Raw genomic sequence first — 25,858 nt, 5'->3', positions numbered from 1 at the left:
GGGGGAATGGAGCTTCAGGCGCTGACACGCTTGTTGTATGCGCGGAACACTGTGTCCAGCGTCCAGCCCAGCGATTCGTAGAGCTTTTGCGCCGTGGTGTTGGTGTGGGCCGTGGTCAGGTCCATGCGCACCTTGCCACGGGCGCGGGCCGTCGTTTCTGCCGCCAGCAGCAAGCTGCGCCCGGCCCCTGTCTTGCGCGCTGCGGGCGCCACGAACAGGTCGTACAGCGTGTAGATGGGCGCAGCCTCCACCGAGCAGAACGTGGGGTAGAGCTGGCAAAAGCCCACCGCTGCCTGTGCCCCATCCATCGCAAGCAAGATCACGGACTCCTCGCGCTCCAACCGCTCTGCAATGAAGGCCCGCGCTCCGGCCAGGTCTGCTGCCTGTTCGTAGAACTGCCGGTAGGCATCCAACAGCGGCGCGATGGTGTCGGCGTCTGCCGGAGTGGCGGGGCGGATGTGCACAGAGGTCATGGAGGCGTCGTGATCGCAAAAAAGCCAAAAGATGCACCCTTTCCAGAGTGCGAGCGGACGCGGATTGTAGGGAGGGTTGGACCGATCTTGGCGACGTAGCGCACGCGGTCAGGTGGTGGTACCGTGCGCCTGGGTGTGCAGCCACTGCGCCACGGCTTCGACCCGTGCCTGGTGGATCAGCGCACCCACCTGCGGGCCGCTTTGTCCCCTGGCGGCGGCCTGTGCCGCAATCTCGCGCGTGACGACCGATTGGACGGCTGCCAGCACGGCCAGCAGGCGGGGGCGCTGCGGATACGCGGCCTCTTCAAACCCCAGCCGCCCGCGCGCATCGCACTCGCAGGCCAACAGCACCTCGGCAAACCGCTCGGGCTTGCGGATGGCGTCGCAGCGCTCCAGCAGGCGCACCAGAGCAGCGGCAGACAGGTCGGCGCTGCGGTGGATGTGCCCGTGTTCACGCGCCACCACCTCGGCGGTCTCGCGGCAGTCCACGGGCACGCGCAGGCGCTCGGCCACGTCTTTCAGCAGCTCGGCACTGCGCTCCTCATGCCCGATGTGGCGCGGCAGCACATCGGCGGCCGTGGTGCCCTTGCCCAGGTCGTGCACCAGGCAGGCAAAGCGCACGGTGAGTGGCGCCTGCAGCCGCGCAGCCATGTCCAGCACCATCATCAGGTGCACGCCGGTGTCCACCTCGGGGTGGTACTCGGCCCGCTGGGGCACGCCCCACAGGCGCGCCACCTCGGGCAGCAGCACGGCCAGCGCGCCACACCCGCGCAGCACCTCGAACATGCGCGAGGGTTGTGCTTCCATCAGCCCGCGCGCCAGCTCTTGCCACACGCGCTCTGCCACCAGGTGGTCCACCTCGCCATGCGCGACCATCTCGCGCATCAGCTGCATCGTCTCGGGCGCCACCGTGAAGTCGGTGAAGCGCGCAGCAAACCGCGCCACGCGCAGGATGCGTACCGGGTCTTCGCGGAAGGCATCGGTCACATGGCGCAGCACGCGCGCACGGAGGTCTTTTTCGCCGTGGTAGGGGTCAAAAAGACGAGTAGTGCCGGATTCATCTGTGCTGGATGCTATTGAATTGATAGTGAGATCGCGGCGTGAGAGGTCTTCCTCCAGCGTCACATCGGGCGAGCTCTGCACCACAAAGCCCCGGTAGCCGCGCCCGCTCTTGCGCTCGGTGCGGGCCAGCGCGTATTCCTCGCGTGTTTCGGGGTGCAAAAAGACGGGGAAGTCGCGCCCCACGGGCAGGTAGCCTTGCGCCAGCATCTGCTCAGGCGTCGCGCCCACCACCACCCAGTCGTGGTCATTCACCGGTCGGCCCAGCAGCTTGTCGCGGACCGCGCCGCCCACCATGTAGATTTGCATCGGCGTAGTTTAGGACGAGGGTCGTATAGTCCCGCCACCATGTCCCTATCGTCCGACCTCACCATTGCCCAGCTCAACCCCGACGGCAGCGTGCCCGTGCCCCAGGCGCCTGACGCCGCCGCCAACGCGGCCGCCGAGGCCCTGCAGCGCGAGGCGCAATTCGAGGCCCTGAAGGCCCAGGTGGAGGCCCTGCAGGAGATCCTGACCAAGCCGCTCAACGACATCCTGGCTGAACACGACAAGTTCAAGGAGGTGGCGGCCGCATGGGATTCCTTCGGCGCGATGTGGATGCTGTCGCAGCGCGCCATGCGCCGCGTGGCGATGGACCTTGCAGCCACCCAGGGCGTGAGCGAGGAAGAGGTGGTGGCCCGTGCCATGGCCTACGCGAACCAGGTGCTCAACGCCGAGGACGAAGACCTGGGCGGCACCATCGCCCCCGCCCAGTTGGCCCACATCGCGCGGCACAAGGCGTTCTTGCGCAAGCAGTTCCGGTAACGGGGCTGCACGGCCCCGCCGGGTCAGTGGAACACGGGGCGGAAAAAACTCCGCTCGTAGCTCACGATGCACCCCGTCTCTTCGGCATAGCGGAAAGCCGCCTGGCACTCCGCGTCTTGCATCGACTGCTGGCGGTACACCTCGTAGGCGGCGAGGCTCTCGAACGTGAACAGCGCCAGCGCAATGTTGTTGGCCCCCTCGCTGGGCATGAAGTAGCCGTGGTGCTGGCCGCCGAACTTCTCGACCAGCGGAATCCACAGTTTTCCGTAGTGCTCAAACTCTTTCAGCTTGCTGGTGTTGAGCACGTAGCGCAGGTAGATGGTGACGGCCATGGTGGTGCTCAGCCTTCGGTATGGCGCAGGCGGTAGGGCTCTTCGAAGTCCAGAAAGTCCTTTTCGGCCAGTGCCTCGTCGATCCAGGCCTGCACGCCGGGCAGGGCGCGCACGCGATCCACATAGGCCTGGATGGTCGCAGGCACGGGCAGGGCGTAGGTATGCAGGCGCATGCAGACGGGGGCAAAGTAGGCGTCGGCCACGGTGAATTCGCCAAACAGCAGCGGACCGCCGTGCTGATGCAGCAACGCACTCCACATCTCCACCAGGCGCTGCACGTCGGCGCGCACGCCGGCCTGGTCGCGCCAGATCAGGGCGCCGGTGTCGGCAAGGTCCGCTTCGATGTTCATGGGGCAGTGGCTGCGCAGGGCGGTGAAACCGCTGTGCATCTCGGCGCAGACGCTGCGGGCGCGTGCGCGGGCCTTGGCGTCGGTGGGCCAGAGCTTTTTATCGGGATGGGTTTCGGCCACGTACTCCGCAATCGCCAGGGTGTCCCACACCACCAGGTCGCCGTCCACCAGCACGGGCACTTTGGCCGTGGGGCTCACGGCCCCGATGGTGCGCTTGAATTCCGACTGTGCGTCAAAGCTGTCAAAGCGCACGCGCACTTCTTCAAAGACGATGCCCGCCTGCTTGAGCAGCACCCAGGGACGCATGGACCAGGACGAGTAGTTCTTGTTGCCGATGTAGAGCTTGAGCATGTTGGGCACCTGAGATGAAGAGGTCAGCCCGCCATGCTAGCGGCTGCCGTGCGCGTCAGCGATGCCAAAAACTGGCCTGAATGATGCGCTGCCGGCATCACAGGCCATCGTGCAGGTCTGCCTGGCCGGGGATCAGATGGGCCAGACCACGCCGTTGTCGTTCAGGATGGCGTCGAGTGGCAGGTCGAACTCCTCGGGCTCGAAGTCGTCCAGGTAGCCATGGGTGAAGCCCAGGCCCACGGTGAACGGCTTGGGCTGCAGCGTCGCCAGCGTGCGGTCGTAAAAGCCGCCGCCATAGCCCAGCCGGTAGCCACCCGGTGCGTAGCCCACGCAGGGCACAAACAGCAGCGTGGGCACGATGACCTCGGTGTCCTTGGGCTTGGGGATGCCATAGGCGTCCTCTTCCATGGGGCAGCCGGGGTACCAGGCGTGGAAGGTGAGGGTCTTGTGCTGCTTGTTGACCACCGGCAGGCCGATGCGGCGGCGCAGGGGTTCGTCCAGCAGCTCGCCGTCTTCCTTCCAGCGGTGCAGGGCGGGCAGGGGGTCGAACTCGCCCTTGATGGGCCAGTAGGCGCCGATCACCGTATCCGGCCGGTTCACCAGCCAGATGCGCATCACCTGCTGTAACAGGTCGGCCCGCTGTAGGCGGTCGGGCAGGTTGAGGCGTTCTTCTATCAATGTGCGCCGAAGGGCTGCTTTGTCCATCAGATAATTCCCCCATGCAATTTCTCAGAGCGATTCTGACACCCCTTGTGGCCGCCACCCTGCTGGTTGCCACCGCGCCCCTTGTCATGGCGCAAAACCGTGGTGACGATACCCTGCTGGAGATGCAGCAGGCGTTCCGCAAGGGCGACCGCAACAAGCTCGCGCAGCTGCTGCCTGCGGCACGCGGCCATGCGCTCGAGCCTTGGGCCGCCTACTGGGAGTTGCGCGTGCGTCTGGGCGAGGCCTCGCCACAGGAGATTCAGGCCTTCCTGCAGCGCTACGCCGGCACCTACCAGGAAGACCGCCTGCGCAACGACTGGCTGCTGCTGCTGGGCCAGCGGCGCGACTGGGGCCAGTTTGCCGACCAACACCCCAGCTACCGCATGTCGGACGACCGCGAAGTGCGCTGCTACGCGCTGCTGATCGACCAGATCAAGGGCACGGCACCGGCCACCGTGGCCGAGGACGTGCGCAGCAACTGGTATGCGATCCGCGACGCCGACGATGGCTGCACCCACGCCGCGCGCGAGTCTTATGGCTACAAGAAGCTCTCGGCCCTGGACGTGTGGCGCAAGGCCCGCCTGGGCGTGGAGGCCAACCGCCCCCGCGTGGTGCGCTCGGCGGTCGAGATCGTTTCGCCCGAATCGCTGCCGCAGCTCAAGGATGTGCTCGATGCGCCCAGCAAATACCTGCTCTCGCGCGCCACGGCGGCCGGCAAGGCCCGGCAGGAACTGGTGCTGCTCGCCCTGTTGAAGCTGGCCACCAGCGACCCGGACGGCGCGGCCTATCAGCTGGAGAACAAATGGGGCGTGCACCTCTCGGCCGAAGAGCGCAACTGGGCCTGGGGCGTGATCGGCAAGACCGCTGCGCAGAAACTGGCCAGCAACGCCCACGGCTACTTCGCCAACGTGACCAAGGACAGCGACCTCAACGACGACCTGTTGGGCTGGAAGGTGCGTGCCGCCTTGCGCGCCGGCCAGTGGAAGGCCGTGGGCAAGGCGGTGGATGCCATGGGCCCTGAAGGCCGGCAGGACAGCACCTGGGTGTACTGGAAGGCACGCTCGCTGCTGGCGGGCCGCGTGAGCGATGCCGAACGCGCCGAAGCCCGGCAACTGCTCGAAGGCATTGCCGGAACGCGCGGCTTCTATGAGCAGCTGGCGCTTGAAGAGTTGGGCCAGCGCATCACCACACCCCCCGCTCCCGCGCCCCTCACCGCCGAAGAAAAGGCCGCCGCCCGCGCCAACCCGGGGCTCAACCGCGCCCTGTACGCCATCCTGCTGGGCCTGCGCAGCGAAGGCGTGCGCGAGTGGAACTACACCACCAACCTACACCAGAGCGGCGGCATGCCCGACCGCGAACTGCTGGCCGCCGCCGACTTCGCCTGCCAGCGCGAGGTGTGGGACCGCTGCATCAACACCAGCGAACGCACCAAGGGCGTGGTGGACGTGACGCAGCGCTTTCCCATGCCGTTTCGCAGCACCGTGGTGGAGCGTGCCCAAGGCATCGGCATCGACCCGGCCTATGTGTACGGCCTGATCCGCCAGGAAAGCCGTTTTGTGATGGATGCCCGCTCGCATGTCGGTGCCTCGGGCCTCATGCAGGTGATGCCCGCCACGGCCCGCTGGACGGCCAAGAAGATTGGCCTCACCAACTTCACGCCCGACCAGATCACCGATCGCGACACCAACATCACCATCGGCACGGCCTACCTCAAGCTGGCACTGGACGACTTTGCGGGCTCCATGCCCATGGCTGCGGCCGCCTACAACGCGGGCCCCGGCCGCCCGCGCAGCTGGCGCAACGGCCCGGTGCTGGACGCCGCCATCTGGGCCGAGAACGTGCCCTTTGCCGAGACGCGCGACTACGTGAAGAAGGTGCTCTCCAACACCACCAATTACGCAGCCATCCTCACCGGCCTGCCCCAGTCGCTCAAGAGCCGCCTGGGCACCATTGGCCCCCGCGACGCGAACCTGCCCGAGGTGAACAAGGACTTGCCCTGAGGCCCTGTTGCTCGCCGGCGGGGGCGAAAGGTATCTGGATTGCTATCAATAGAGGAGCTGAAGGCGCATATTCAACTGGCGCTTCAGTGGGTTTTAATTAAAAGAGAGAGGGTGTGATGGGCAAACTGGCATGGATGGCCTGTGTGGTCGCAGTGTGGGCGTGGGGCGTGGGTGCTCAGGCGCAACCCGTGTACAAGTGGGTGGATGCCGATGGCAAGACCCACTATGGCTCGCAGCCCCCGCCCGCCAAACAGGACGCCGAGCCGCTGAAGCTGCAAAGCAACAACGGCACCAGTGGCGGCAGCACCTCATCCGGCAACAAGGGCGCCAGCGCCAAGGCGGGCCAGCAGTACAACCCCGATGGCACCAAAAAGGTCTCCAAGGACGTGGAGGAGTTTGGCGAAGGGCTCAAGAAATCGCTGGGCACGGTGGATAGCCTGCAGGTGCCCCTGAACTGCGCCGTGGCCGTTGACAACATCCACTACCAAGCTGACCTGATGCTGGAGGTGGGCCAGAAGAACGTGCGCGATGGCTACATGACGCAGGCAGCGTTTGATTCCGCCGCCCCCAAAATCCGCGAGGCCAAGGGCAAGTACAGCGTGTCGGACTGTCAGGGCGCATCGGGCAACAAGAAGTCGTTTTACCAGTGCATGTCCAGCAGCAAGAACCACGTGACGGGCTGCGACAAGCAATACAAACACTGAGGGCGTTGTGCTGATCCGCCCAGGCGCTTTGCGCCAGTGGTGGGGTCCCTCCGTCAGGGCACGCACTGGCACCCAGCCATGCCGAGGCGCCAGGCCTCACACGTTGTGCAGCACCTCGCCCTGGCGCGCAGCGGCGCCTGACCGCACCAGTTCATCTGCCAGGCTCTCCAGCCATTCGGCCTCGGTCTGCGTGGCAAAGTGCCGTGCGCGCAGCATGCCGAAATACGGCGTGGCCTGCGCCCAGGCCGTGAGGTTGGGTATGCCGATCTGCTGCCATTCGAGCAGCTTGTACTTGAGCAGCACCTTGGCCGCATAAAGCGCGTGCTTGCCCGGGTTGCGCACAAAACCATCCAGGCGGCGACGGGCGCCGTCGATGGCGCGGGGCGCATCGGCAAACACCGGCCCGTGGCCCGGGATCACGATCTGGGGCGACAGCGTTTCAATCAGGTCCAGCGTGGCGCCCACCTGGGCGAAGGCATCGTCGCCCTCCAGCTCCGGGAACACCACGCCAAAGCCGTTTTCCCACAGCGCATCGGCCGAGATCAGCACGCGGCCCTGGGGTTCGAACAACACCACCGAGTGCGGGTCGTGCCCCGGCGCGGCATGCACCTGCCAGGGCTTGTCGCCCAGCAGCACGCACGAGCCCGGCACCAGCAGCGTGTCGGCCCGAAAGGGTGGGCACTCCTGCCCTGTGGGGGTGTAGCTCAGCGCGTAGGCATCCCACTGGCGCACATGGTCGGCCTGGCCGGGCGGTATGGCCGTGAGCACGCCGGGCCAGGCCTTTTGCAGCGCGGCATTGCCGCCGCAGTGGTCGCTGTGCAGGTGGGTGTTGAGCAGGCGGTCCAGCCTGCGGCCTGCGAGGGCATCGCGCACCAGCTCCACGGTTTGCTCGGCATGGCTGCAATAGCCGGTGTCCACGATGGCTGTGTCGTGTTGGCCGATGAAGAGGATGTTGTTGGCCGACAGCCAGCCGCGTTCGAGAACGGTGATTTCAGGGGGCAGCAGATTGTGGTAAGCGGTGGCGGGCATGAAGGCGAGTGTGGAGGCTTTGCGGCGGGCATCAAAACTAACGCTATGCCGCAGCATGCTGCCCAGCGTACTGCAGGTTTAGCGTGCCCGCAGTCCTCCAAAACCCGCATGCCCGCGCCAGCGATGCCGCTGGGTGGAAAAGCGGTGTCTGGCTCTGCGCCGCTACTGAGGCAAGGTCACTTGCGCCACCGCATTGTGGGTGGTGAAGAACAGTTTGGAATCTCGCACGACGATGCCCACCGGCGTGTGAATGATGCCAGGGGCCTCTCCGGCCAGGAAGCCCTTCCGTCCGGCTTGGCCAACTACAGTGCTGACTTGTCCGTCCTTCGCAATCTTGCGGATCACGCTGTAGCGAGGGTCGGTCAGGTACAGGTTGCCCTTGGCATCGGCGGCCAAGCTGGCCGTGCCACCCCATGTGGAGGGAAAGCCATCAAAATCCGTTCCCCACGGGATGGTCGCGGCGATCAGCAAGGTGGAGTAACCCGCCACAGTGAATTGCGCGCTGGCGGCCGGGCCATCGACATAGCCTGCGGGAAGGTCGGCGCGACCAGCCACGGTGCTGACGACGCCCGACGGCGTAATCTTGCGAATGGTGGGCCCGATGCCTGTGAAGGCGTCATGCAGTCCGTCGACCACGTACAGGTTGCCGTCGGGATCTGTTGTCATGTTGCCTAGAACGGAGAAGCGTGCAGCGCTGCCCAGTCCGTCCTGATGGCCGAGCACACCCGCACTGCCGGCCAGCAAGCTGACGATGCCTTGCGGGGTGATTTTCACGATGGTGCCGTTGACACCTGCTGCATAAACATTGCCTGCTGGGTCGGCGACCAGTCCGTTCACGGGGCCACCGTACTTGTACGAACGCCCCGCGTACTCGAAAGGCGGGAACCAGGGAGAAAGGTCCGCCAGCACCCTGATGGCGCCCTGGGGCGTGACCTTGTAGACGTAGCTGGGCTGGTTCGGCAACCAAGCGTTGGAGGCGGTGTAGAGGTTGTCGTTGCCATCGACGGCCATTGCCCGCCAGGACGGCCTGCTCTGCACTTCGTTCGGAACAGTGTCCCAGGTGAGTGGCAGGGTGCTGGTGCTGCCATCCGGTTCCACTTTGCGCAGGGTGGTGATGCTGCTTGCGTCTCCCACATACAGAGCCCCCGCTTTGGTGGAGGCCAGGGCGAGGGGAGCGATGAAACGGGCCTGCGCCCCTGCGCCATCGGCGGGCACCGGCTTGGGTTCGTACGGCGTGGCCTTGCCCGCAAGAACGGAAGTCGTTCCATCCAGGCGGAATTTCTGGATCCACGCCGACAGCGAGTTGCCCAAACTGACGATGAAGTTGCCGTTCGCATCGATGACGAGGCTTCGGGCCGTCTGCACATGGGGAATGTGCAGCACCGTCGAGACGGTGCCGTCCTCGCCAATGCGGCGCACGGCGATCGAGTGGTCTTGGGTCGTCTCATACGCCGGGGGGTATTGGTCGAGGGCGTACAGCTTTCCAGAAGCATCCAGCGCCAGGTCGAGCAAGGTGCCAAACCGGGCGGTGGCGGCATCGCCGTCCGTGTTTCCCTGGGCGTCTGCCGAGCCGGCGACCTGTACCAACCCCGTCTGAGGGGTGTATTTCTGGATGGTGCTGCCAGCGACAATGAACAGCGCACCCGATGCATCCACGACAAATGTGGAGGGCAGGTCCCATGTGCGCTTCAGCGGCAGGGTGCTGACCATGCCTGCCGGGGTGATCTTGCGGAATGGGCGGTCGCCACCACCGCTCAAAATGTAGAGGTTGCCAGCACCATCCAGCCGGAGGGCGATCACACCGCAGAGCGTTGCCACCTGCGTCGGGCCGTCGTCAAAGCCGCATTCCCTGGGCTTTCCGGCCACGGTGGAGACCACTCCCTGGCTGTCGATCTTGCGCACGGTGTAGTTGTCTGCCACGTACGTGTTGCCCGCGGCATCGACAACCACCGCCGAGGGGTTGTCAAAGCGTGCTGCCGGGCCCGGCCCATCGGCGTAGTTTGGGGGGTTGGCAAAGGAGAATGGGCGTGGGGGCTGCCCGCCCGCAACAGTGCCGACCGTGCCCGAGGCGGTCAATTTGCGCACCGCCTGGTTGGTGGAATCCGCCAACATCAGGTCGCCGGCAGGTGTCAATGCGAGTGCCGGAGGGGCTGCAAACAGTGCATCGGCGGCCGCACCATCCTGGTAGCCGGTACCCTGCGTGGCGCCCGCGACCATGCTGAGCACGCCTTTAGGTGCGGGAGGTGGCGGGGCTGCGTCTTCGCCGTTACCGCCGCCGCAGGACACGGCCAGAAGGGAGAGGCTCAGTGTGACCACAAGCCAGGAACGGACGGATGGGGTTTGTCGTGACTCGGTTTTCACAAATGAATGCTCCGCATAAAAGTAGACGTGGATTTCTTCAACACCGGGCTCTCCGGCTGCCAATTGATTTGCGCATGGATCCGAGAGTTTTATGTTTCAAACAGTTGCAAGCCAGCTCTGGGAGTTGGTCATTGCTATGGGGTCAATAACGCACTGCAGGGACCGATTTGATTGGTTCGGCTCCAAGGTTCTGGTTCTACAAAATGCCTCTCCAACATAAGCGGTTTCCAGTCGCCATGGCAGCGTAGTGTGGCGTACGCGTGGTTCGCGCGCAGTAGCGTCGCTCGCCTGCTGTCTTCGCCAAACGGCCGTGTTTTCGCTACTTCGGAAGGTTCACCTGCGTTACTGCATTGCGTGTCGCGAGGTACAGCTTTGAATCCCGCACGGCAATGCCGATAGGCGTGTGAATGATGCCCGGAAGATCCCCTCCCAGAAAGCCTCGCTGCCCGGCACGACCGACCAGCGTGCTGACTTGGCCTTCTGTGGAAATCTTGCGAACCACGCTGTTGACAGGATCCGTGACGTACAGATTGCCCTTGGCATCCATTGCGAGGCTGGCTGTGCCGCCGTTTTCTCCATTGAGAGAGCCAAAATCTTGCCCGATGTAAACCCCGCCAGCTGAGTAGCTGCTGTAACTGGCTGCCGCAAAGCGCGCGCTGCTGGCCGGCCCATCCACCAGACCCGCAGGCAAATCGGCCCTGCCGGCGACGGTGCTGACCGTGCCAGCAGGGGTGATCTTGCGAATGGTGGGGCCAATCCCGGTGAACGCGTCGTTGAGCCCATCCACCACATACAGATTGCCTGCCTGATCCAGGGTCATATTCCCCAGGATGGAGAAGCGCGCGGCGCTGCCCTGTCCGTCCACATGGCCCAACGCGCCGGGACTGCCGGCCAGCAAAGTGACCTCGCCTGCGGCGGTGATCTTGAGGATGGCGCCATTGACGCCTGCCGCATAGACAGTGCCTGCAGCGTCGGCGGCAACCCCATTGATGGCAGCAGCATATCTGTAGGTGGTGCCACCATGGACGAATGGGGGAACCCATGTGGACACATCTGCCAGAACCGAGGCTTGGCCGGTGGGGCTGATCCTGAAAACCAGATTGGGATCGCCAGGAAACGGTGCCATGGAGGCCGTGTAGATGTTGTCCTGCCCATCTACCGCCATGGCCCGCCAGGAAGGGTTCGCAAAGCCTGCAGGCCATTGGAGCGGGAGTGCGCTTGTGGTGCCGTCGGGGCGGACGATGCGCACCCTGCCAGCGTCGTAGTCGCCCACATACAGCGCTCCTGACTTCGCCAGAGCCATTGCCTGAGGAGCCTTGAACCGCGCATCTGTGCCCGGACCGTCTGCAGCGACGGCCTCGGGATTCGCCGCCGTGGGCTTCCCGACAAGGGTGGATCGGGTGCCATCGCGATGGTATTTTTGAATCCACGTGGATTGGACATTGGCGAGGCTGACGATGAAGTTGCCGCTGCGATCAACGACCAGGCTTCTACCCCCCGAAGCCGCAGGAGCTGTGAGGGTCAGGGTGGACACGGCCCCGCTCTTGGCGATATGGAGAATGGTGACCGGGTCATGTCCATCCAGCGCATAAAGCTCGTTGGTGGCATCCAGTGCCAAATCGTGGAGGATGCTGAACCTGGCCGTCACGGCATCGCCATCGGCAGCACCCTGGGTGTCTTGGTTGCCAGCGACATGGGTCACTTCTCCGGTGGGGGTAGATTTCTTGATGGAACTCCCGTGTGTGAAGTAGACGGTGCCGGAGGCATCCACAACGAACTTGGAGCGCTCCGGCTCCGGCAGCTCCATGGGCAGGGTGCTGGTGACGCCCGCAGGGGTGATCAGGCGAATCTTTGGATAGGCGTAGCTACCCTGGCCGACATAGAGATTCCCGGCGCTGTCCAGCCTTATTTCGCGAGGAGCGCAGAGCGTTGAGACCTGGGAGGGGCCATCGGCATTGCCACACACGCCGGGTTTACCTGCGATGGTGGTGACGGCATCGGTGCTGTCAATCTTGCGCACCAAGTGGTTGGCTGTATCCGCCACGTAGGTGTTGCCTGACGCGTCTGCAGCGATCGCTGTTGGATAGAAAAAACGTGCAGCTGGCCCCACGCCATCGGCGTAGTGGACAGTGACCGAGGGTGCAGGGGCCGGACTTTGGCCGCCTGCGACGGTGCTGACGAGACCGGAGGTTGCCCATTTCCGGATGGAATGGTTGCCTGTATCTGCCATCAGCAAGTCACCTGTGGACGAAAGCGAGAGTGCTGGTATCCCGGAAAAAAGCGCGTCGGCGGCGGCGCCATCCAGATAACCGGACCGGTGGGTGGCCCCCGCCAGCAGACTGAGTGCCGGTGTGGGCTCGGGGACGGGGGTATCTGGGCCGCTGGAGCCTGGACCACCACCGCTACCGCCCCCGCAGGACGTGGCAAAGATGGAAAGGCTGAGTAAGCCTGCCAGCCAGGGGAGGGCAGGCCGATGTTGTCGCGACATGGGTTTCAAAAGTGCTTCCTCCCTGATGAACTTGAAGCGGGCCTGCGCCAAGCATGGGCCTTCTTGCTGCAGGTTGATTATGTGTAGGGAGCATGAAAGTACGTGGTTGTTTCAACCCGTTGCAAATGCAGCGCCAGACCCGTGGTCCGGCGTTCTGGGGCGCGCCGACTAACTACCCAGGCCACGGCCAGCTTTGGCGCTAAGTCACAGAAGCCGGGTGTGGAAAAGGTGACTCCGCAGTCAATGGGGAAACGTATGGGTTGGCGGGACGTGGGCCGCACTTTTCCTGCTGCTGCAACTCCAGCTCTAGCTCCAGTTCGGGTCTACCGTGCTGGTTTAACGAACCCCGTGATGTGGCCTCAATGTCGTGAGGTCAGAACGTCACGCCCGCCACCAGAATCACATTGGCATAAGGCGTGCACTCACCCGTGCGCACCATCACGCGGGCCTGCTGGGTCAGGCGCTTGAACTCATCGTGCGATACGGTGCTAGGGACCACCGGAAGCTGGCACCACGTGGGCAACTGGCCACTGTTGCGCTCCATGGCTTCGGTGGCGATCACCGCTTTCTCGACCTGCATTTCTTCCAGCACCACCCGCAGCACATCGGCCACGGCCGGGATGCCGGGCGTGAGGGCCAGGTCGATGCGGCGCGGGCCGGGCGGGATAGGCAGGCCCACGTCGCCGATCACCAGCATGTCGCCATGGCCCAGGGTGGCGATGGCGTGGGAGAGTTCGGCGTGCAGCAGGGCGGTGCGTTTCACAGGGGGCTCCAGGCGGGCGGTTGGGGGCTGTGCGCCACGGCGGCGCGGGTGGGGATGGAGGGCTGGGCGCCGGGCTGGGTGACGCACAGCGCCGATGCGCGGATGCCTTCGCGCACGGCGGCGTCCAGTGGCTCGCCGCGTGCCAGCGCTACGGCCAGCGCACCCAGGAAGGTGTCGCCGGCTGCGGTGGTATCCACCGCCTGCACGACCAGGCCAGGGTGGTAGCGGTTGCCTGCAGCATCGGCGGCCACGGCTCCTGCGGCGCCCAGGGTCACCACCACCTGGGTGGGACCCTTGGCGCACAGGGCCTGTGCAGCCTGCGCGGCATCGGCGGGCGTGGCCACGCTCTGGCCTGCCAGCGCGGCGGCTTCCACCTCGTTCACGACCAGCGTGTGCACCAGCGGCCACATCGCATCGGGCAGGGGCTGGATGGGAGAGGGGTTGAGCACCACCGGACAGCCCGCCGCATGGGCCATCTCGGCGGCGGCCAGTACCTGGGGCAGGGGGGTTTCGAACTGCAGCACCAGGCTGCCTGCGCCTTGCAGCGCAGCGCCCAGCGCGGCGGCATCCAGCACAAAGCGGCCATTGGCGCCGGGCACGACCACGATGCGGTTTTGCCCGCTGGCCTCCACGGTGATGGCGGCGACGCCGGTGGTGGCTTCGATGTCGGTCTGTACGCCGCTGTGGTCGATGGCGTCGGCGTCGAGCCCGGCACGCAGCGTGTGGCCGTAGCCGTCGTCGCCCACGCGGCCAAACAAGGCCACCTCCGCGCCCTGGCGCGCGCAGGCCACGGCCTGGTTGCCGCCCTTGCCGCCGGGCACCAGGTGCAGGGCGTCGGCCAGCACGGTCTCGCCAGGGCCCGGTGCGTGTTGCACCTGGAGCACCAGGTCCATGTTCAGGCTGCCGACGACGGCGATGCGGGGCGTGTGGGTCGGGCTCATGCCGCACCTCCGGGCGCATGGGCCGTGGAGGCGCGCACGCGCAGCTCAGGCTGCAGCATCACCTTGCGTGCGTCCTGGCGCTTGCCGTCGATGCGCTCCAGCAGCATGTCCACGGCCAGGGCGCCGATGCGCTGCTTGGGCTGGGCCACGGTGGTCAGCGGCGGGCTGGTGAAGGCAGTGAGTTCGATGTCGTCAAAGCCGACGATGGACAGTGCCTCGGGCACACGCAGGTCGCGTTCGTGCGCGGCGCACAGCGCGCCCATGGCCATGAGGTCGTTACACACGAAGACGGCAGTGGGCGGCTCAGGCGCGCGCAGCACGGCGTGCATGGCTTCGTAGCCACCCTGGCTCGTGAAGTTGCCATGCCATAGCAGGCCCTCGCCGGTGCCGCAGCCCGCATCGGCCAGCACGGTGCGCCAGCCGGCAATGCGCTGCTCGCTGGGGGCAATGCCGTCGGGGCCGCCAATGCAGGCAATGCGGCGGTGGCCCAGCGACAGCAGGTGGCGCGTGGCCAGCAGGCCACCCTGCATGTGGGCGGTTTCCACCAGGTCGCAGGGCTGTTGCTCGGCGATGTCGATTTCGCGGTCCACCAGCACGGTGGGGATGGACAGGCCCGCCAGCTGCGTGGCCAGCGTGGCGTCGTGCCCGGTGGAGACCACGATGAGCCCGTCGATGCGCCGCTCGGCCAGCACCTGCAGGTAGGTGCCCTGGCGGTGCGCCTCGTCGTTGGTGTTGCACAGGATGACGTTGTAGCCCGCGCCAAAGCAGCGGTCTTCCACGCTGTGCACGATCTCGGCAAAGTAGGGGTTGGAGCTGTTGGGGATCAGCATGCCCAGCGTGCGCGTGTTGTTGCTTTTGAGGCTGCGCGCAATGGCGCTAGGCACATAGCCCAGTGCGCGGATGGCGGCCTCGACCCGCTCGCGCCCCTCGGGGCTCACGCGGCGTGTGCCGTTGACCACGTGCGACACCGTGGTGACGGACACCTCGGCGTGGCGCGCAACGTCCTTGATAGTAGCCATGCAGGAAAAAGAAAAATCGGTGTGTTGAAACAGGTTCAGCGGGCGGCGCGGCGCTGGCGCAGCGTGTCCACAATGACGGCCGCCACGATCACAAAACCCGTGATGATGCGCTTGCTGGGCTCGCTGGCGCCCACCTGGGCCAGGCCTGCCTCCAGCACCGCGATGATGAGCACGCCAAACGCGGTGTTGACCACCGAGCCGCGCCCGCCCATGAGGCTGGTGCCGCCAATCACCACGGCCGCAATCACCTGCAGTTCCATGCCGGTTCCGGCGTTGGGGTCGGCGGCTTCGAGCCGGGCCGACTGCATGAGGCCCGCCAGGCCCGCGAGCAGGCCGGTCATCGCAAACACGATGACGCGGATAGGGCGCGGGTCCACACCGGCCAGGCGCATGGCTTCTTCATTGGTGCCAATGCCCACCACGCAGCGGCCAAACACGGTGCGCGACAGCACCAGCTGTGCCACCACCACCAGCACCACGGCCAGCAAGAAGGCGAACGAGATGCCGCCAAAGAAGGGTGCCGACAGCCACGAGATCGCATCGCCCACGTACTGCGTGCGCGAGTCGGTCACCACATACGCGCTGCCACGCACGGCTTCAAGCATGCCCAGCGACACGATGAACGAGGGCAGCCGCCATGCGACGGAAATCATGCCGGTGATGGTGCCGCACACCAGGCCCGTGGCCAGTGCCAGCACTGCGGCGGCGGGCACCGTCCAGCCCCATTGCAGGATGGCGGCGGCCGAGGTCGCAGCGGCCAGCGCCATCACCGAGCCTACCGACAGGTCGATGCCCGCAATGATGAGCACAAAGGTCATGCCCACGGCCATCACGGCCAGGGCCGGGATCTCGTTGGCGATGGTGATGAAGGTCTCGGCGCTCCAGAAGTATTCGGACAGCGACGAGAACAGCGCCACCATGCCCGCCAGCACGGCCAGCAGGCCCAGGTAGGTGCCCAGCTGGCTGCGCCAGACCGAAGCGGAGGAAGGCGCCGCAGCGGGCGCGGCAGATGTGGTGGGGGCGTTCATGCGGTCACAGGAGAAGAAGTTGAAGGGGTGGTGCTGGTGCGCCCGCCGGGCTCGGAGAACGCGGCCGCCAGCAGCGATTGCTCGGACCACTCGCCGCGCTCGAACACGGCCACCAGGCGGCCCGCGCTCATCACGCCGATGCGGTCGGCCATGGCCATGAGTTCGCGCAGGTCAGACGACACCATGAGCAGCGCGCGGCCTTCCAGGGCCATGCGATCCAGCTCGCCATACAGCTCGGCGCGCGCGCCCACGTCCACGCCGCGCGTGGGTTCATCCAGCAGCAGCACGCGGCCTTCGCGGTGCAGCCAGCGGGCAAACACCACCTTTTGCTGGTTGCCGCCCGACAGCTGCCCCACCGGCTGCTCGGGGCTGCGGCAGCGGATGCCCAGCGTGCGCACAAAGCCCTGCACCAGGCGGCTTTCGAGCCCGCGCTGCAGCCAGCCGCCGCGCGACACGGCCGATAGGTCGGACAGCGTGGCGTTGATGCGGATGGGCTGCGAGAGCAGCAGACCCTGCGATTTGCGGTCTTCGGTGACCAGGCCCACACCGGCGGCGATGGCCTGCAGCGGCGATGCGAAACCCCGCTGCCAGGTGCGGGGGGCGGTGGGTGCTAGTGTGGGTGATTTTGCTATGTTTTGTGTAGCTGCTGGCGCATGATTCACTGGCGCTTGCGGTTGTTTTTGCTCAAAAGATTGGTGCAGCGTCACGCTGCCACGGTCTGCCCGGTCCGCGCCAAACAGCAGGCGGACCAGCTCAGTGCGGCCCGATCCAACCAGCCCGGCAATGCCAAAGATCTCGCCAGCGCGCAGCTCCAGGCTCACGTCCTGCACGGCGGTGCCCCGTCCCAGGTTTTCAGCGCTCATCACCACGGGGCCGATGGGGCGGCGCGGGCGGTGGTCCAGGTCGCTCACCACGCGGCCCACCATGCGCTGCACCAGGTCGTCTTCGCTCATGCCGGCCATGGGGCGCACGTCCACCAGGCGGCCATCGCGCAGCACGGCCACGCGGTCGGCAATGCGGCGCAGTTCTTCGAGCCGGTGCGACACGTAGATGATGGCCACGCCGCGCGCGGTGAGGTGCGCGATCTGCTCAAACAGGTAATTGGTCTCGCGCGGCGTGAGCATGGCCGTGGGCTCATCGAGCACCAGGATGCGCGTGTCGTCCTGCAGGTTGCGCGCGATCTCCACCATCTGCTGCTGGCCAATCCCCAGTTGCGAGACCGGGGTGGCGGGGTCGATGTTGTCGAGCCCGATCTTGGCCAGCTGTGCACGGGCGGCGGCGTGCAGCGCATCGCGCTGCAGCCAGCCCAGCCGGTGCGGCAGGCGGCCCATCAACAAATTCTCGGCCACGGTGAGCGTGGGCACCAGGCCCAGCTCCTGCATCACCATGCGCACGCCGTGGCGCTCGGCATCGCGGCGCGACGTGGGGGCGTAGGCCTGCCCCGCCAGCTGCATGCCGCCGCGCGTGGGCTGTTCCAGCCCGCAGAGGATCTTGGACAGCGTGCTCTTGCCCGCGCCGTTTTCCCCGGTCAGCGCCAGCACCTCGCCCGCAAACAGCTCCACGTTCACGCCATCGAGCACGGTGGCGGTGTAGTCCTTGCCCACGGCCTGGATGGCGAGCAGGGGCGTGGCTTGTCGGGCGGCGGAGGGGCTGAGCATGGTGGTGTGATGGGGGCGACTGCAGAGCGGGCTTTATGTTTTGAGCGGTGAACAAAGCTCAGCGAAGCGGTTCTGGCTAGGCGCCGTGTCGCAGGCAGTACTGGAAGTACGACAAGACACGGCAACAACGCCAGAAGAGCTTTGTTCTCCGCTCCGAGGCTTACTTGCTGTCTTTCGTCACCAGCACCACCTCCGTCTTCACCGTGGCGGGCAGCTGGTTCTGCGGCGTCTTGGCGGCCAGGGCCTTCTGGGCCAGCTCGATGCCGAACACGGCCTGCTTGGCGGCGTACTGGTCGGCGGTGGCCAGCACGCGGCCGTCGGCCAGCATGGGCTTGATGGCGCCGATGTTGTCGTAGCCCACCACCTGCACCTTGCCGGTCTTGCCGGCGGCCTTCACGGCAGCCACGGCGCCCAGGGCCATGCTGTCGTTGCCAGCCAGCAGGGCCACGAGGTCAGGGTGCTCGCGCATCATGCCGGCGGCCACGGTGTTGCCCTTTTCGATCTCCCAGTTGCCGGACTGCACGCCCACCACGGTGATGTTGGCGGCTTTCATGGCGTCCTGGTAGCCCAGGGTGCGCTGCTGCGCATTGAAGGTGGTGGACACGCCTTCGATGATGCCGACCTTGTCACCAGCCTTCAGCGTCTTGGCCAGGTGGTCGCCCACCAGCTTGGCGCCTGCACGGTTGTCAGGGCCCACGAAGGGTACGGTGATGTTCTTTTCCTTCAGCGCGTCGGCATCGAGTTGGTTGTCGATGTTGACCACGAGGATGCCCTTGTCGATGGCCGTCTTGACCACGGGCACCAGCGCCTTGGAGTCGGCAGGGGCCAGCACGATGGCACTGACCTTTTGGGCCACGGCCTGCTCGATCATCTTGATCTGGGCTGCCGTGTCTGTCTCGTTCTTGATGCCATTGGCCACCAGCGTGTATTCCTTGGCATGGGCCTTCTGGTGCGCCTTGGCACCGTCTTCCATGGTGCGGAAGAACTCGTTGGCCAGCGACTTCATGATGAGCGCGATCTTCGGCTTGTCCTGCGCAAAGGCAGGGCTGGCCAGCAGGCTGCCCACAACGGCGAGGGCGGCGGCGGTCTGAACGGAACGGCGGGTGAACTGCATGGGTGTTGTCTCCAGGTTGGAATGTGGACTGAGGCAACGCTGAACAAGCCTCTCGCGCCAGGCGCATCCCTGGCTCAGGACGGTCTGCAGCGTTGCAAATCCTCGCGATAGCTACGGCTATCACTCTGGTTTGCGCCTTGCAGTCCATCCCGATCCAGGGCCCGCCGCATCGCGGAGACTTATCCAGCATCGCCCTAAGGCGACCGACAGCGTGGAGGGAAATCCCCGGCACCGCCCCCAAAAAGGAGCGGCTACGGATGCCCGGTGCCTTGTCGCGATCGGGATGATAACGAAAGCAAACGTTTGCGCAAACGTTTGCTAATCAGTAAAAACCCGAAGATGCAGACATTCGATTACCGGCGCAGTGGGGCGATCTGCAGGGTTTACGCCCAAGAAAAAGGGCGCCGAAGCGCCCTGGGGGAGGTGATGGAGGACAGCGTTTGTCGCTCTGCCCTCAGGAACAACGGCCTCAGGCCTTGCGCAGCTCTCGGCGCAGGATCTTGCCCACATTGCTCTTGGGCAGCTCGTCGCGGAACTCGATGTACTTGGGGCGCTTGTAGCCGGTGAGGTTCTGGTGGCAGTAGTTGGCCACTTCGTCCTCGGTCAGGGCCGGGTCGTTCTTGATGATGAACACCTTGATGGCCTCGCCCTGCTTCTCATCGGGAACACCAATGGCCGCGCATTCGACCACGCCGGGGCACAGGCTGATGACCTGCTCCAGCTCGTTGGGGAACACGTTGAAGCCGCTCACCAGGATCATGTCCTTCTTGCGGTCGATGATGCGGGTGTAGCCCTGCGGGTCCATGATGCCGATATCGCCCGTGCGCATGAAACCATCGGCCGTGAAGGCCTTGGCGTTTTCTTCGGGCTGGTTGTAGTAACCCACCATCACGTTGGGGCCGCGGATGCAGATCTCGCCCGACTCGCCCTGGGGCAGGCTGTTGCCCTCGTCGTCCTTGATGGCGATGTCGATGCCCGGCAAGGGCAGGCCGATGTTGCCGCTGAAGGTGGTGCTGATCACCGGGTTGTTGGTGCCTATGGCGCAGGTCTCGCTCATGCCCCAGCCTTCGATCATGGTGCTGCCGGTCACTTTCTGCCACTGCTTGGCCGTGCCCTCGCTGGCCGCCATGCCCCCGGCCTGCGACACGCACAGGTGGGAGAAGTCCAGCGCCTTGAACTGCGGGTTTTGCAGCAGCGCGTTGAACAGCGTGTTCACCGCAGGCAGCATGTGGAAGGGGCGCTTCTTGAGTTCGGCTACGAACTTCGGAATGTCGCGCGGGTTGGGAATCAGCGTGAGGCTGGAGCCCTGGCGGATGGCCAGCAGGCACAGTGTGAGCGCGAAGATGTGGTACAGCGGCAGTGCGGCAATGCTGTTGGCTTTGCTCAGGTCGCCCACTTTGGACAGCGCGGGCGTGAACCACGCCTCGGCCTGCAGCGTGGCGGCCACGATGTTGCGGTGGGTCAGCACCGCGCCTTTCGACAGGCCCGTGGTGCCGCCGGTGTACTGCAGGAAGGCAGTCGAATCCAGCGTGGCCTGGCTGGGTGCGAGCGACTTGTGCTCGCCCAGCGACAGCGCCTTCTTGAAGCTGACGACCTTGCGACCATTCGACAGCGGCAGGTCATACGCAGGCACCATCTTGGCCAGGTGGCGCACGGCGAAGGTGATCCATTTGCCAAACCAGAAGCCCAGCAGGTCGCCCATGGAGGCCATCACCACATGCTTGACGGCCGTGTGGTCAATGACCTCAGCCAGCGTGTGGGCAAAGTTCTCCAGGATCACGATGGCCGTGGCGCCAGAGTCCTTGAGCTGGTGCTCCAGCTCACGGGCGGTGTACAGCGGGTTCACGTTCACGCAGGTATAGCCTGCGCGCAGCACGGCGGCCATGGTCACGCCAAACTGGGGGATGTTGGGCAACATGATGGCCACGCGCGCACCGGGCTCCAGGCCCAGGCTTTGCAGATAGGCACCCAAAGCGGCCGAGCGGCGATCCAGCTCGCCGTAGGTCATCCACTGGTCCATGCAGACCGAAAACGGGCTCGATGCGTGTTTGCGGAACGACTCTTCCAGCAGGTGGGCCACAGAGCGGTATTGCTCGGGCTTCACGTCGTGTGGGACGCCCGGGGGGTAGCTCTTGAGCCAGATCTTTTCCATGCGCTTGTTTCCTTGTGCTCGCCAAATGCCATTGATAGGTGGGCCCAGATTGTGGAAGGCGGGCGCGTTGCGGGCTATCGGGCTTGTCCTAGTGTGCTGGCGAGCTGGGTCTCGCAGGCGACAGGGTCGGCATCGAACAATTGCTCCATCAGCGCCCGCTCGCGCTGCTCGATGGTGGCCAGAAACTGCTCCACCCCGCCGCGCTGGCGCGCAAGCTGGCCGAAGGTGTCAAACCCCGCCTCCAGAAACTTCTGCAACGCGCCCATACCCGCAGCGTTGGCCGGGCCGCGCATCATGCGCAGCATCATCCGCAGGCCGGGGGTGCGCGTGAGGCGCGCCAGGTCATTCCCCATGGCCAGCACGCGCTGCAGCTGCTGCTGGCGCGCATGGCGCTGGCCCACAGTGCGCCAGGCGGCGGTGTAGCGGGCGGCAACGTTGGCCGCATCGGCTTCGTGCAGCAACCACGCGCGGCCCATGTCCTGGTCCAGTCCCTCGGTCTGTGCGTGCAGCACCGCCAGGGCCACGGCGGTGTTCACGACCGGTTGGGGGAACATGGTCTGCAGCGTGCCGGCGATGCGGCCAAACTGCAGATCGCGGTCGGTGTAGTCGGTGTCGCTGTACAGCTCTTCCAGAAAGAACTGCGCTGCGGGGCCGAACGCGGGCGAGTCCATCAGGTCCGCATAGGTGCCGCGAAAGCGCCGGGCCTGCAGGCTTTTGACGCTGCCCACCGCCGCCCCCAGCGCCGGGTCGCCCGTGCGGTGCAGGCGCAGGGCGGTCACGTCGGCGATGCAGTCGCGGATGGTCTGGGCGGCATCCATGGGGCGGGGTCCTTTCTGCGTTCTGCGTTCTGCGGGGTCGGGCGGTGGTCAGACCGCACAATGCGGCTGGTCAATTACAACATCTGCCCATCACCACCATGATCGCGCGCTGGCAACGAACCCTGCTCCTGTTCATCCTGCTGACCATGGCCGCCTGGCTGGTGTGGCAGTGGCCCCATTCACCGTTGCGTGCCGTGCTGGGGGCACTGGTGCCGCTCGGCATTTACCTGGTGGTGATGGCGGTGGAGTTTGTGCTGATGCACATCACCAACCGTGCCGATGCTGCGCCCCGCGCCCGCCTGTCGCAGGTGGTGGGTGCCTGGTGGGCCGAGGTGTGGGTGGCGCTGATGGTGTTTTGCTGGCGCCAGCCGTTTCGCCATGATTCCGTGCCCGACTGGCTGCCTGCACAGCCGACGGGAAAGCGCGGCGTGGTGCTGGTGCATGGATTCATGTGCAACCGGGGGCTCTGGCTGCCGTGGTTTGCGCCTTTGCAGGCGCGGGGGCATGCCTATGTGGCGGTGAATCTGGAGCCGGTGATGGGCTCGATCGACGAGTACGCGGACATCATCGAAGACGCCGTTCGCAAGGTGACGGCGGCCACGGGGCAGGCGCCGGTGCTGTTGTGCCACAGCATGGGGGGCTTGGCGGTGCGGGCGTGGCTGCGGGCGCACCAGGCGGATGGGCGGGTGCACCGTGTGTTGACGCTGGGTACGCCGCATGGTGGCACGTGGCTGGGGCGTTTCAGCCGGGCGGTGAATGGGCGGCAGATGAGTTTGGCGGGGGATTGGGTGGTGGCCTTGCAGCGGGCGGAGCCTGCGGGGCGTGCGGCGCTGTTTACCTGCTGGTATTCGAACTGCGACAACATCGTGTTTCCGGCGACCACAGCGGCGTTGGTGGGGGCGGAACACCGGTTGGTGGAAGGGGTTGCGCATGTTCAGATGGCGTTTGACCCTGGGGTGATGAAGGCTTGTCTGGAGGAGGTTGGGCGGGGGTAATGTTTTGGTTTTTGGGCTGGATGCGCTAGTGGGATATGGGTGGGTAGCTATTGATTTTGCAGTGTTGGTTCTTGTGCGCTGATTGGGTGGCGTGCCTTTGTTGAGGGCGGGAGCCGGGAGTCGCCCGGCGTGCGAGTAACTTTCTTTTGCTTCGCCAAAAGAAAGTTACCAAAGAAAAGGCGACCCCCAGTCTGCGACCCCTTCGCGTTGCGAAGGGGCAAACCTGCGGCGGGGCGGCTGCGGGGTGCGCCGTGGAACTCGCTTTGCGCTGCGCGCGCCGCTCAGACATCCACGGCGAGTCAGAGCACGAAGCACGCGCGCTCCGACGCGCGTGCCACCCCACAACCGCCCCGCCGCAGGCGCAGCCAGCAGGGGTGGAACAGCCGAACATCCCAACAGCCCCACGGGCCATTGCTTCGCTCGGCCCAGGCTGCGCAGCGCGTGGCGCTTGCGCCCGCTGCCCCTGTGGATGCGCCGAGGAGCGCAGGGTTTGGCGGATCAGGGCTCGCGTGTGTCTGAGCGACGCGCAGCGGCGCGAGTTGAGCGAGACCCCGCCACACCCGAGCACCGCAGGTTGCCCCGTAGCGAAGCGCAGGGGACGCAGACAGTGGGGTCGCCTTTCTTTTGGGTACTTTTCTTTGGCGAAGCAAAGAAAAGTGCCTCGCCAGCCGGGCGACTCCCGGCCCCCGCCCTCAACCCAGGCACAGAGACCGATTCATCCAAAAGGCCCAACAACCCCAGCCCAGCCCCGCATTCCTGGATGCAAGTTGCTATTAAAAGCGTAGCTTTCAGGGCATGATTCACTAACGCTGGCAGCCAGTTTCTTCAAAACATCAAGCCGCAACAGCCTCCCGCTCATCCGCGGCAAACTCCGGCAACCCCCGCAGCCGCTGATAGATCGGCGCAAAGTCCGCCGCCGTCATCTCAAACAGCTGCTCAAAACTGTCAATCACAAAATACGTCTGCTGGTACGTATCGATCTTGTAGCGCGTGCGCATGGTGCGCTCCAGTTGCAGCGGAATGCGCTGCGGCTCTGGGCTCTGCACCGAGTACGCCAGTTCGCCCGACGAACTCAGGATGCCCGCGCCATAGGCCCGCAACTGCCCCGCCTCGCGGATCAGCCCGAACTCGATCGTGTACCAGTACAAGCGGCTCAGCATCTCGCACGACCCCAGCCCCTGCGCCTTCAGACCGCCCTGGCCGTAGCGCTGCACGTAGTCCGCAAACACCGGGTTGAACAGCAGCGGCACATGCCCGAACAGGTCATGAAAAATGTCGGGCTCGACGATGTATTCGAACTCCTCGGGCTTGCGGATCCAGTCCGTCACCGGGAACTTGCGGTTGGCCAGCAGGGTGAAGAAGGGCACCTCCGGGATCAGCCCGGGCACGCCCACCAGCTCCCAGCCGGTCGCTTTGTAGAGGCGCTCGTTGACCTCTTCAAAACGCGGGATGCGGTCGCTCGCGCCCAGTGAGGGCAGGGCGTCGATGAACGCTTGGCTCGCCAGGCCCGGCAGCAGGGCGCGCTGGCGCTCGTACAGGCGGCGGTAGGTGTCGTGGTCGGCGTCGGTGTAGCTCGCGTAGTCCTGCGGGCAGGTGTAGTCCGCGTTGGCACGCGAGTAGTCGCCACGCGGTGGGCGGGTGGATTGGCCATAGACGACAGGGGCTTGTCCCATTTTTTTCTCCTTTGCCGCCATGGTCGGCGCACCGCGACGGGGGTGCGCACCAGCCCACGCGGCTGCTAATCGATCTTGATCTTTGCGGCCCGGATCAAGAACTCGTACTTGCTGTTTTCCGAGCGCACAAACTGCGCAAATCCGTCGAGCGTCAGCTCTTCGGGCGTGATACCCATCTTCTTGAACTTCTCCTTGCCCGCAGGCGAGTGCATTGCGGCGCTGAACGCGTTGGCATAGCGGCGTGCGTCCGCATCGGGCAGCGAAGCCGGCGCGAACAGGCCGAACCAGGTGGACACGTTGAAGCCCTGCACGCTGTCGTTGATGCTGGGCACGTTGGGTAGCGCCTCGTTGCGGCTGAGGGTGGTCACACCCAGCGCCAGCAGCTTGCCCGACTGGATCTGCGGCAGCGCCGAGGCCAGGTTGTCAAACACCATCAGCACTTGGCCTGATTCCAGCGCGGCGAGCGCTGGCTTGGAGCCCTGGAAGGGCGTGTGGCCCATCTTGGTGTTGGTGAGCGACTTGAACATCTCGGCCGAGATGTGGCCGATGCTGCCGTTGCCGCCCGAGCCGTACTTGGCCTGGTCCGGGTTCTTCTTGAGGTACTGCACCAGGTCGGGCGTGGTCTTGATGCCCAGCTTGGCCGCCTGTTCCGCGTTCACCACCAGCACATTGGGCGTGCGCGCCACGAGGACGAGGGGTTTGAAGTCCTTGAGTGCGTTGTAGGGGAAGTTCTTGTACAGCCAGGGATTGACCGCGTGCGTGGCCACGGCGCCCATCAGTACCTGGTTGCTGGCCTTGGGTGCCTTGGCGACTTGGTCGGCGCCGGTATTGCCACCTGCCCCCGGTTTGTTCTCCACGGTGATGGAGCCCAACTGGGCTGCGGCACCGTCGGCCACGATGCGGGCCGAGGTGTCCAGCGGACCACCAGCGGGGTAGGGCACCACGATGGTGAGCGGGGCAGACGGGTTCTGCGCCAGCGCGGCAGTGGCCGCGCCGGCCAGAAGGGTGCTGAACAGGGTGCTACGGAGCGACATCGGGATC

General features: G+C 65.5%; 22 protein-coding genes. 4 read left to right on the top strand and 18 right to left on the bottom strand.

Features of this window, described 5'->3' with window-relative positions; translation table 11 throughout:
- Nucleotides 1–14: 14 nt before the first annotated feature.
- Complete coding sequence (locus ASD75_RS10705) at nt 15–473, bottom strand: GNAT family N-acetyltransferase (RefSeq protein ID WP_056745500.1); 459 nt, start codon at nt 471–473, stop codon at nt 15–17.
- A 108-nt stretch (nt 474–581) separates the two neighbouring features.
- Nucleotides 582–1,841 carry a multifunctional CCA addition/repair protein gene (locus tag ASD75_RS10700; protein ID WP_056745498.1) on the bottom strand — a complete coding sequence of 420 codons (1,260 nt, stop codon included), beginning with the start codon at nt 1,839–1,841 and terminating at the stop codon, nt 582–584.
- Nucleotides 1,842–1,880: 39 nt separating this feature from the next.
- Here ASD75_RS10700 and ASD75_RS10695 point away from each other — a divergent pair, with 39 nt between their 5' ends.
- Entirely contained in the window at nt 1,881–2,336 is a 456-nt protein-coding gene (locus ASD75_RS10695) for a hypothetical protein (RefSeq protein WP_056745497.1), read from the top strand.
- Between the two features lie 23 nt (nt 2,337–2,359).
- Here the strand turns inward: ASD75_RS10695 and ASD75_RS10690 are convergent, their stop codons facing one another.
- From ASD75_RS10690 to ASD75_RS10680, 3 genes are all read right to left on the bottom strand, one after another.
- Nucleotides 2,360–2,668 (bottom strand): NIPSNAP family protein, encoded by a 309-nt coding sequence (locus ASD75_RS10690; protein WP_056059532.1) that lies wholly within the window; start codon nt 2,666–2,668, stop codon nt 2,360–2,362.
- A gap of 8 nt (nt 2,669–2,676) precedes the next feature.
- Entirely contained in the window at nt 2,677–3,369 is a 693-nt protein-coding gene (locus ASD75_RS10685; protein WP_056745887.1) for a glutathione S-transferase family protein, read from the bottom strand.
- A 132-nt stretch (nt 3,370–3,501) separates the two neighbouring features.
- Nucleotides 3,502–4,074 carry a 5-formyltetrahydrofolate cyclo-ligase gene (locus ASD75_RS10680; RefSeq protein ID WP_056059531.1) on the bottom strand — a complete coding sequence of 191 codons (573 nt, stop codon included), beginning with the start codon at nt 4,072–4,074 and terminating at the stop codon, nt 3,502–3,504.
- Between the two features lie 14 nt (nt 4,075–4,088).
- Here ASD75_RS10680 and ASD75_RS10675 point away from each other — a divergent pair, with 14 nt between their 5' ends.
- Both ASD75_RS10675 and ASD75_RS10670 read left to right on the top strand, forming a co-directional pair.
- Complete coding sequence (locus ASD75_RS10675; RefSeq protein WP_056745495.1) at nt 4,089–6,074, top strand: lytic transglycosylase domain-containing protein; 1,986 nt, start codon at nt 4,089–4,091, stop codon at nt 6,072–6,074.
- 116 nt (nt 6,075–6,190) lie between these two features.
- The gene (locus ASD75_RS10670; protein WP_056745492.1) at nt 6,191–6,778 is read left to right on the top strand and encodes a DUF4124 domain-containing protein; all 588 of its coding nucleotides are present in this window, start codon (nt 6,191–6,193) and stop codon (nt 6,776–6,778) included.
- Nucleotides 6,779–6,874: 96 nt separating this feature from the next.
- On the opposite strand, the gene ASD75_RS10665 is transcribed toward ASD75_RS10670, so the two are convergent.
- The 11 genes from ASD75_RS10665 to ASD75_RS10615 form a co-directional block, all read right to left on the bottom strand.
- Nucleotides 6,875–7,807, bottom strand: a complete 933-nt coding sequence (locus ASD75_RS10665; protein WP_056745490.1) for an MBL fold metallo-hydrolase — start codon at nt 7,805–7,807, stop codon at nt 6,875–6,877.
- A 162-nt stretch (nt 7,808–7,969) separates the two neighbouring features.
- A complete protein-coding gene (locus tag ASD75_RS10660) occupies nt 7,970–10,168 on the bottom strand; it encodes a hypothetical protein (RefSeq protein WP_162251090.1) in 2,199 nt (732 codons plus the stop codon).
- Between the two features lie 319 nt (nt 10,169–10,487).
- Nucleotides 10,488–12,707 (bottom strand): hypothetical protein, encoded by a 2,220-nt coding sequence (locus ASD75_RS10655; RefSeq protein WP_156400999.1) that lies wholly within the window; start codon nt 12,705–12,707, stop codon nt 10,488–10,490.
- A 322-nt stretch (nt 12,708–13,029) separates the two neighbouring features.
- Nucleotides 13,030–13,419: a D-ribose pyranase gene (gene rbsD / locus ASD75_RS10650; RefSeq protein ID WP_056745484.1), complete on the bottom strand. Its 390-nt coding sequence runs from the start codon at nt 13,417–13,419 to the stop codon at nt 13,030–13,032.
- Complete coding sequence (rbsK, locus tag ASD75_RS10645; RefSeq protein ID WP_056745482.1) at nt 13,416–14,360, bottom strand: ribokinase; 945 nt, start codon at nt 14,358–14,360, stop codon at nt 13,416–13,418. The genes rbsD and rbsK overlap by 4 nt, the downstream gene beginning before the upstream one ends.
- Nucleotides 14,357–15,379 (bottom strand): LacI family DNA-binding transcriptional regulator, encoded by a 1,023-nt coding sequence (locus tag ASD75_RS10640; protein ID WP_056745480.1) that lies wholly within the window; start codon nt 15,377–15,379, stop codon nt 14,357–14,359. Before ASD75_RS10640 ends, rbsK begins: the two co-directional genes overlap by 4 nt.
- A 35-nt stretch (nt 15,380–15,414) precedes the next feature.
- Nucleotides 15,415–16,407, bottom strand: coding sequence for an ABC transporter permease (locus tag ASD75_RS10635; RefSeq protein ID WP_056745478.1), 993 nt, complete (start codon nt 16,405–16,407; stop codon nt 15,415–15,417).
- Nucleotides 16,404–18,065: a sugar ABC transporter ATP-binding protein gene (locus ASD75_RS10630; RefSeq protein WP_056745476.1), complete on the bottom strand. Its 1,662-nt coding sequence runs from the start codon at nt 18,063–18,065 to the stop codon at nt 16,404–16,406. The genes ASD75_RS10635 and ASD75_RS10630 overlap by 4 nt, the downstream gene beginning before the upstream one ends.
- Nucleotides 18,066–18,225: 160 nt before the next feature.
- Nucleotides 18,226–19,179, bottom strand: a complete 954-nt coding sequence (locus tag ASD75_RS10625; protein WP_056745474.1) for a sugar ABC transporter substrate-binding protein — start codon at nt 19,177–19,179, stop codon at nt 18,226–18,228.
- A gap of 469 nt (nt 19,180–19,648) precedes the next feature.
- The gene (locus ASD75_RS10620; protein ID WP_056745473.1) at nt 19,649–21,331 is read right to left on the bottom strand and encodes an AMP-binding protein; all 1,683 of its coding nucleotides are present in this window, start codon (nt 21,329–21,331) and stop codon (nt 19,649–19,651) included.
- Nucleotides 21,332–21,405: 74 nt separating this feature from the next.
- Nucleotides 21,406–22,149, bottom strand: a complete 744-nt coding sequence (locus ASD75_RS10615) for a hypothetical protein (RefSeq protein ID WP_056745471.1) — start codon at nt 22,147–22,149, stop codon at nt 21,406–21,408.
- Between the two features lie 98 nt (nt 22,150–22,247).
- Between ASD75_RS10615 and ASD75_RS10610 the strand changes: the two genes are divergently transcribed.
- Nucleotides 22,248–23,144: a triacylglycerol lipase gene (locus ASD75_RS10610; protein WP_056745469.1), complete on the top strand. Its 897-nt coding sequence runs from the start codon at nt 22,248–22,250 to the stop codon at nt 23,142–23,144.
- Nucleotides 23,145–23,977: 833 nt separating this feature from the next.
- Here the strand turns inward: ASD75_RS10610 and phhA are convergent.
- Both phhA and ASD75_RS10600 read right to left on the bottom strand, forming a co-directional pair.
- Entirely contained in the window at nt 23,978–24,817 is an 840-nt protein-coding gene (gene phhA / locus ASD75_RS10605) for a phenylalanine 4-monooxygenase (protein ID WP_056745466.1), read from the bottom strand.
- A gap of 65 nt (nt 24,818–24,882) precedes the next feature.
- The gene (locus ASD75_RS10600) at nt 24,883–25,851 is read right to left on the bottom strand and encodes a tripartite tricarboxylate transporter substrate binding protein (protein ID WP_056745463.1); all 969 of its coding nucleotides are present in this window, start codon (nt 25,849–25,851) and stop codon (nt 24,883–24,885) included.
- Between the last annotated feature and the right edge of the window lie 7 nt (nt 25,852–25,858).

Source organism: Acidovorax sp. Root568 (genome assembly GCF_001427445.1).
Classification (GTDB): domain Bacteria; phylum Pseudomonadota; class Gammaproteobacteria; order Burkholderiales; family Burkholderiaceae_C; genus Acidovorax; species Acidovorax delafieldii.
The sequence above is the reverse complement of the archived record's forward strand: the minus strand, read 5'-3'. Positions and strand labels throughout refer to the sequence as shown.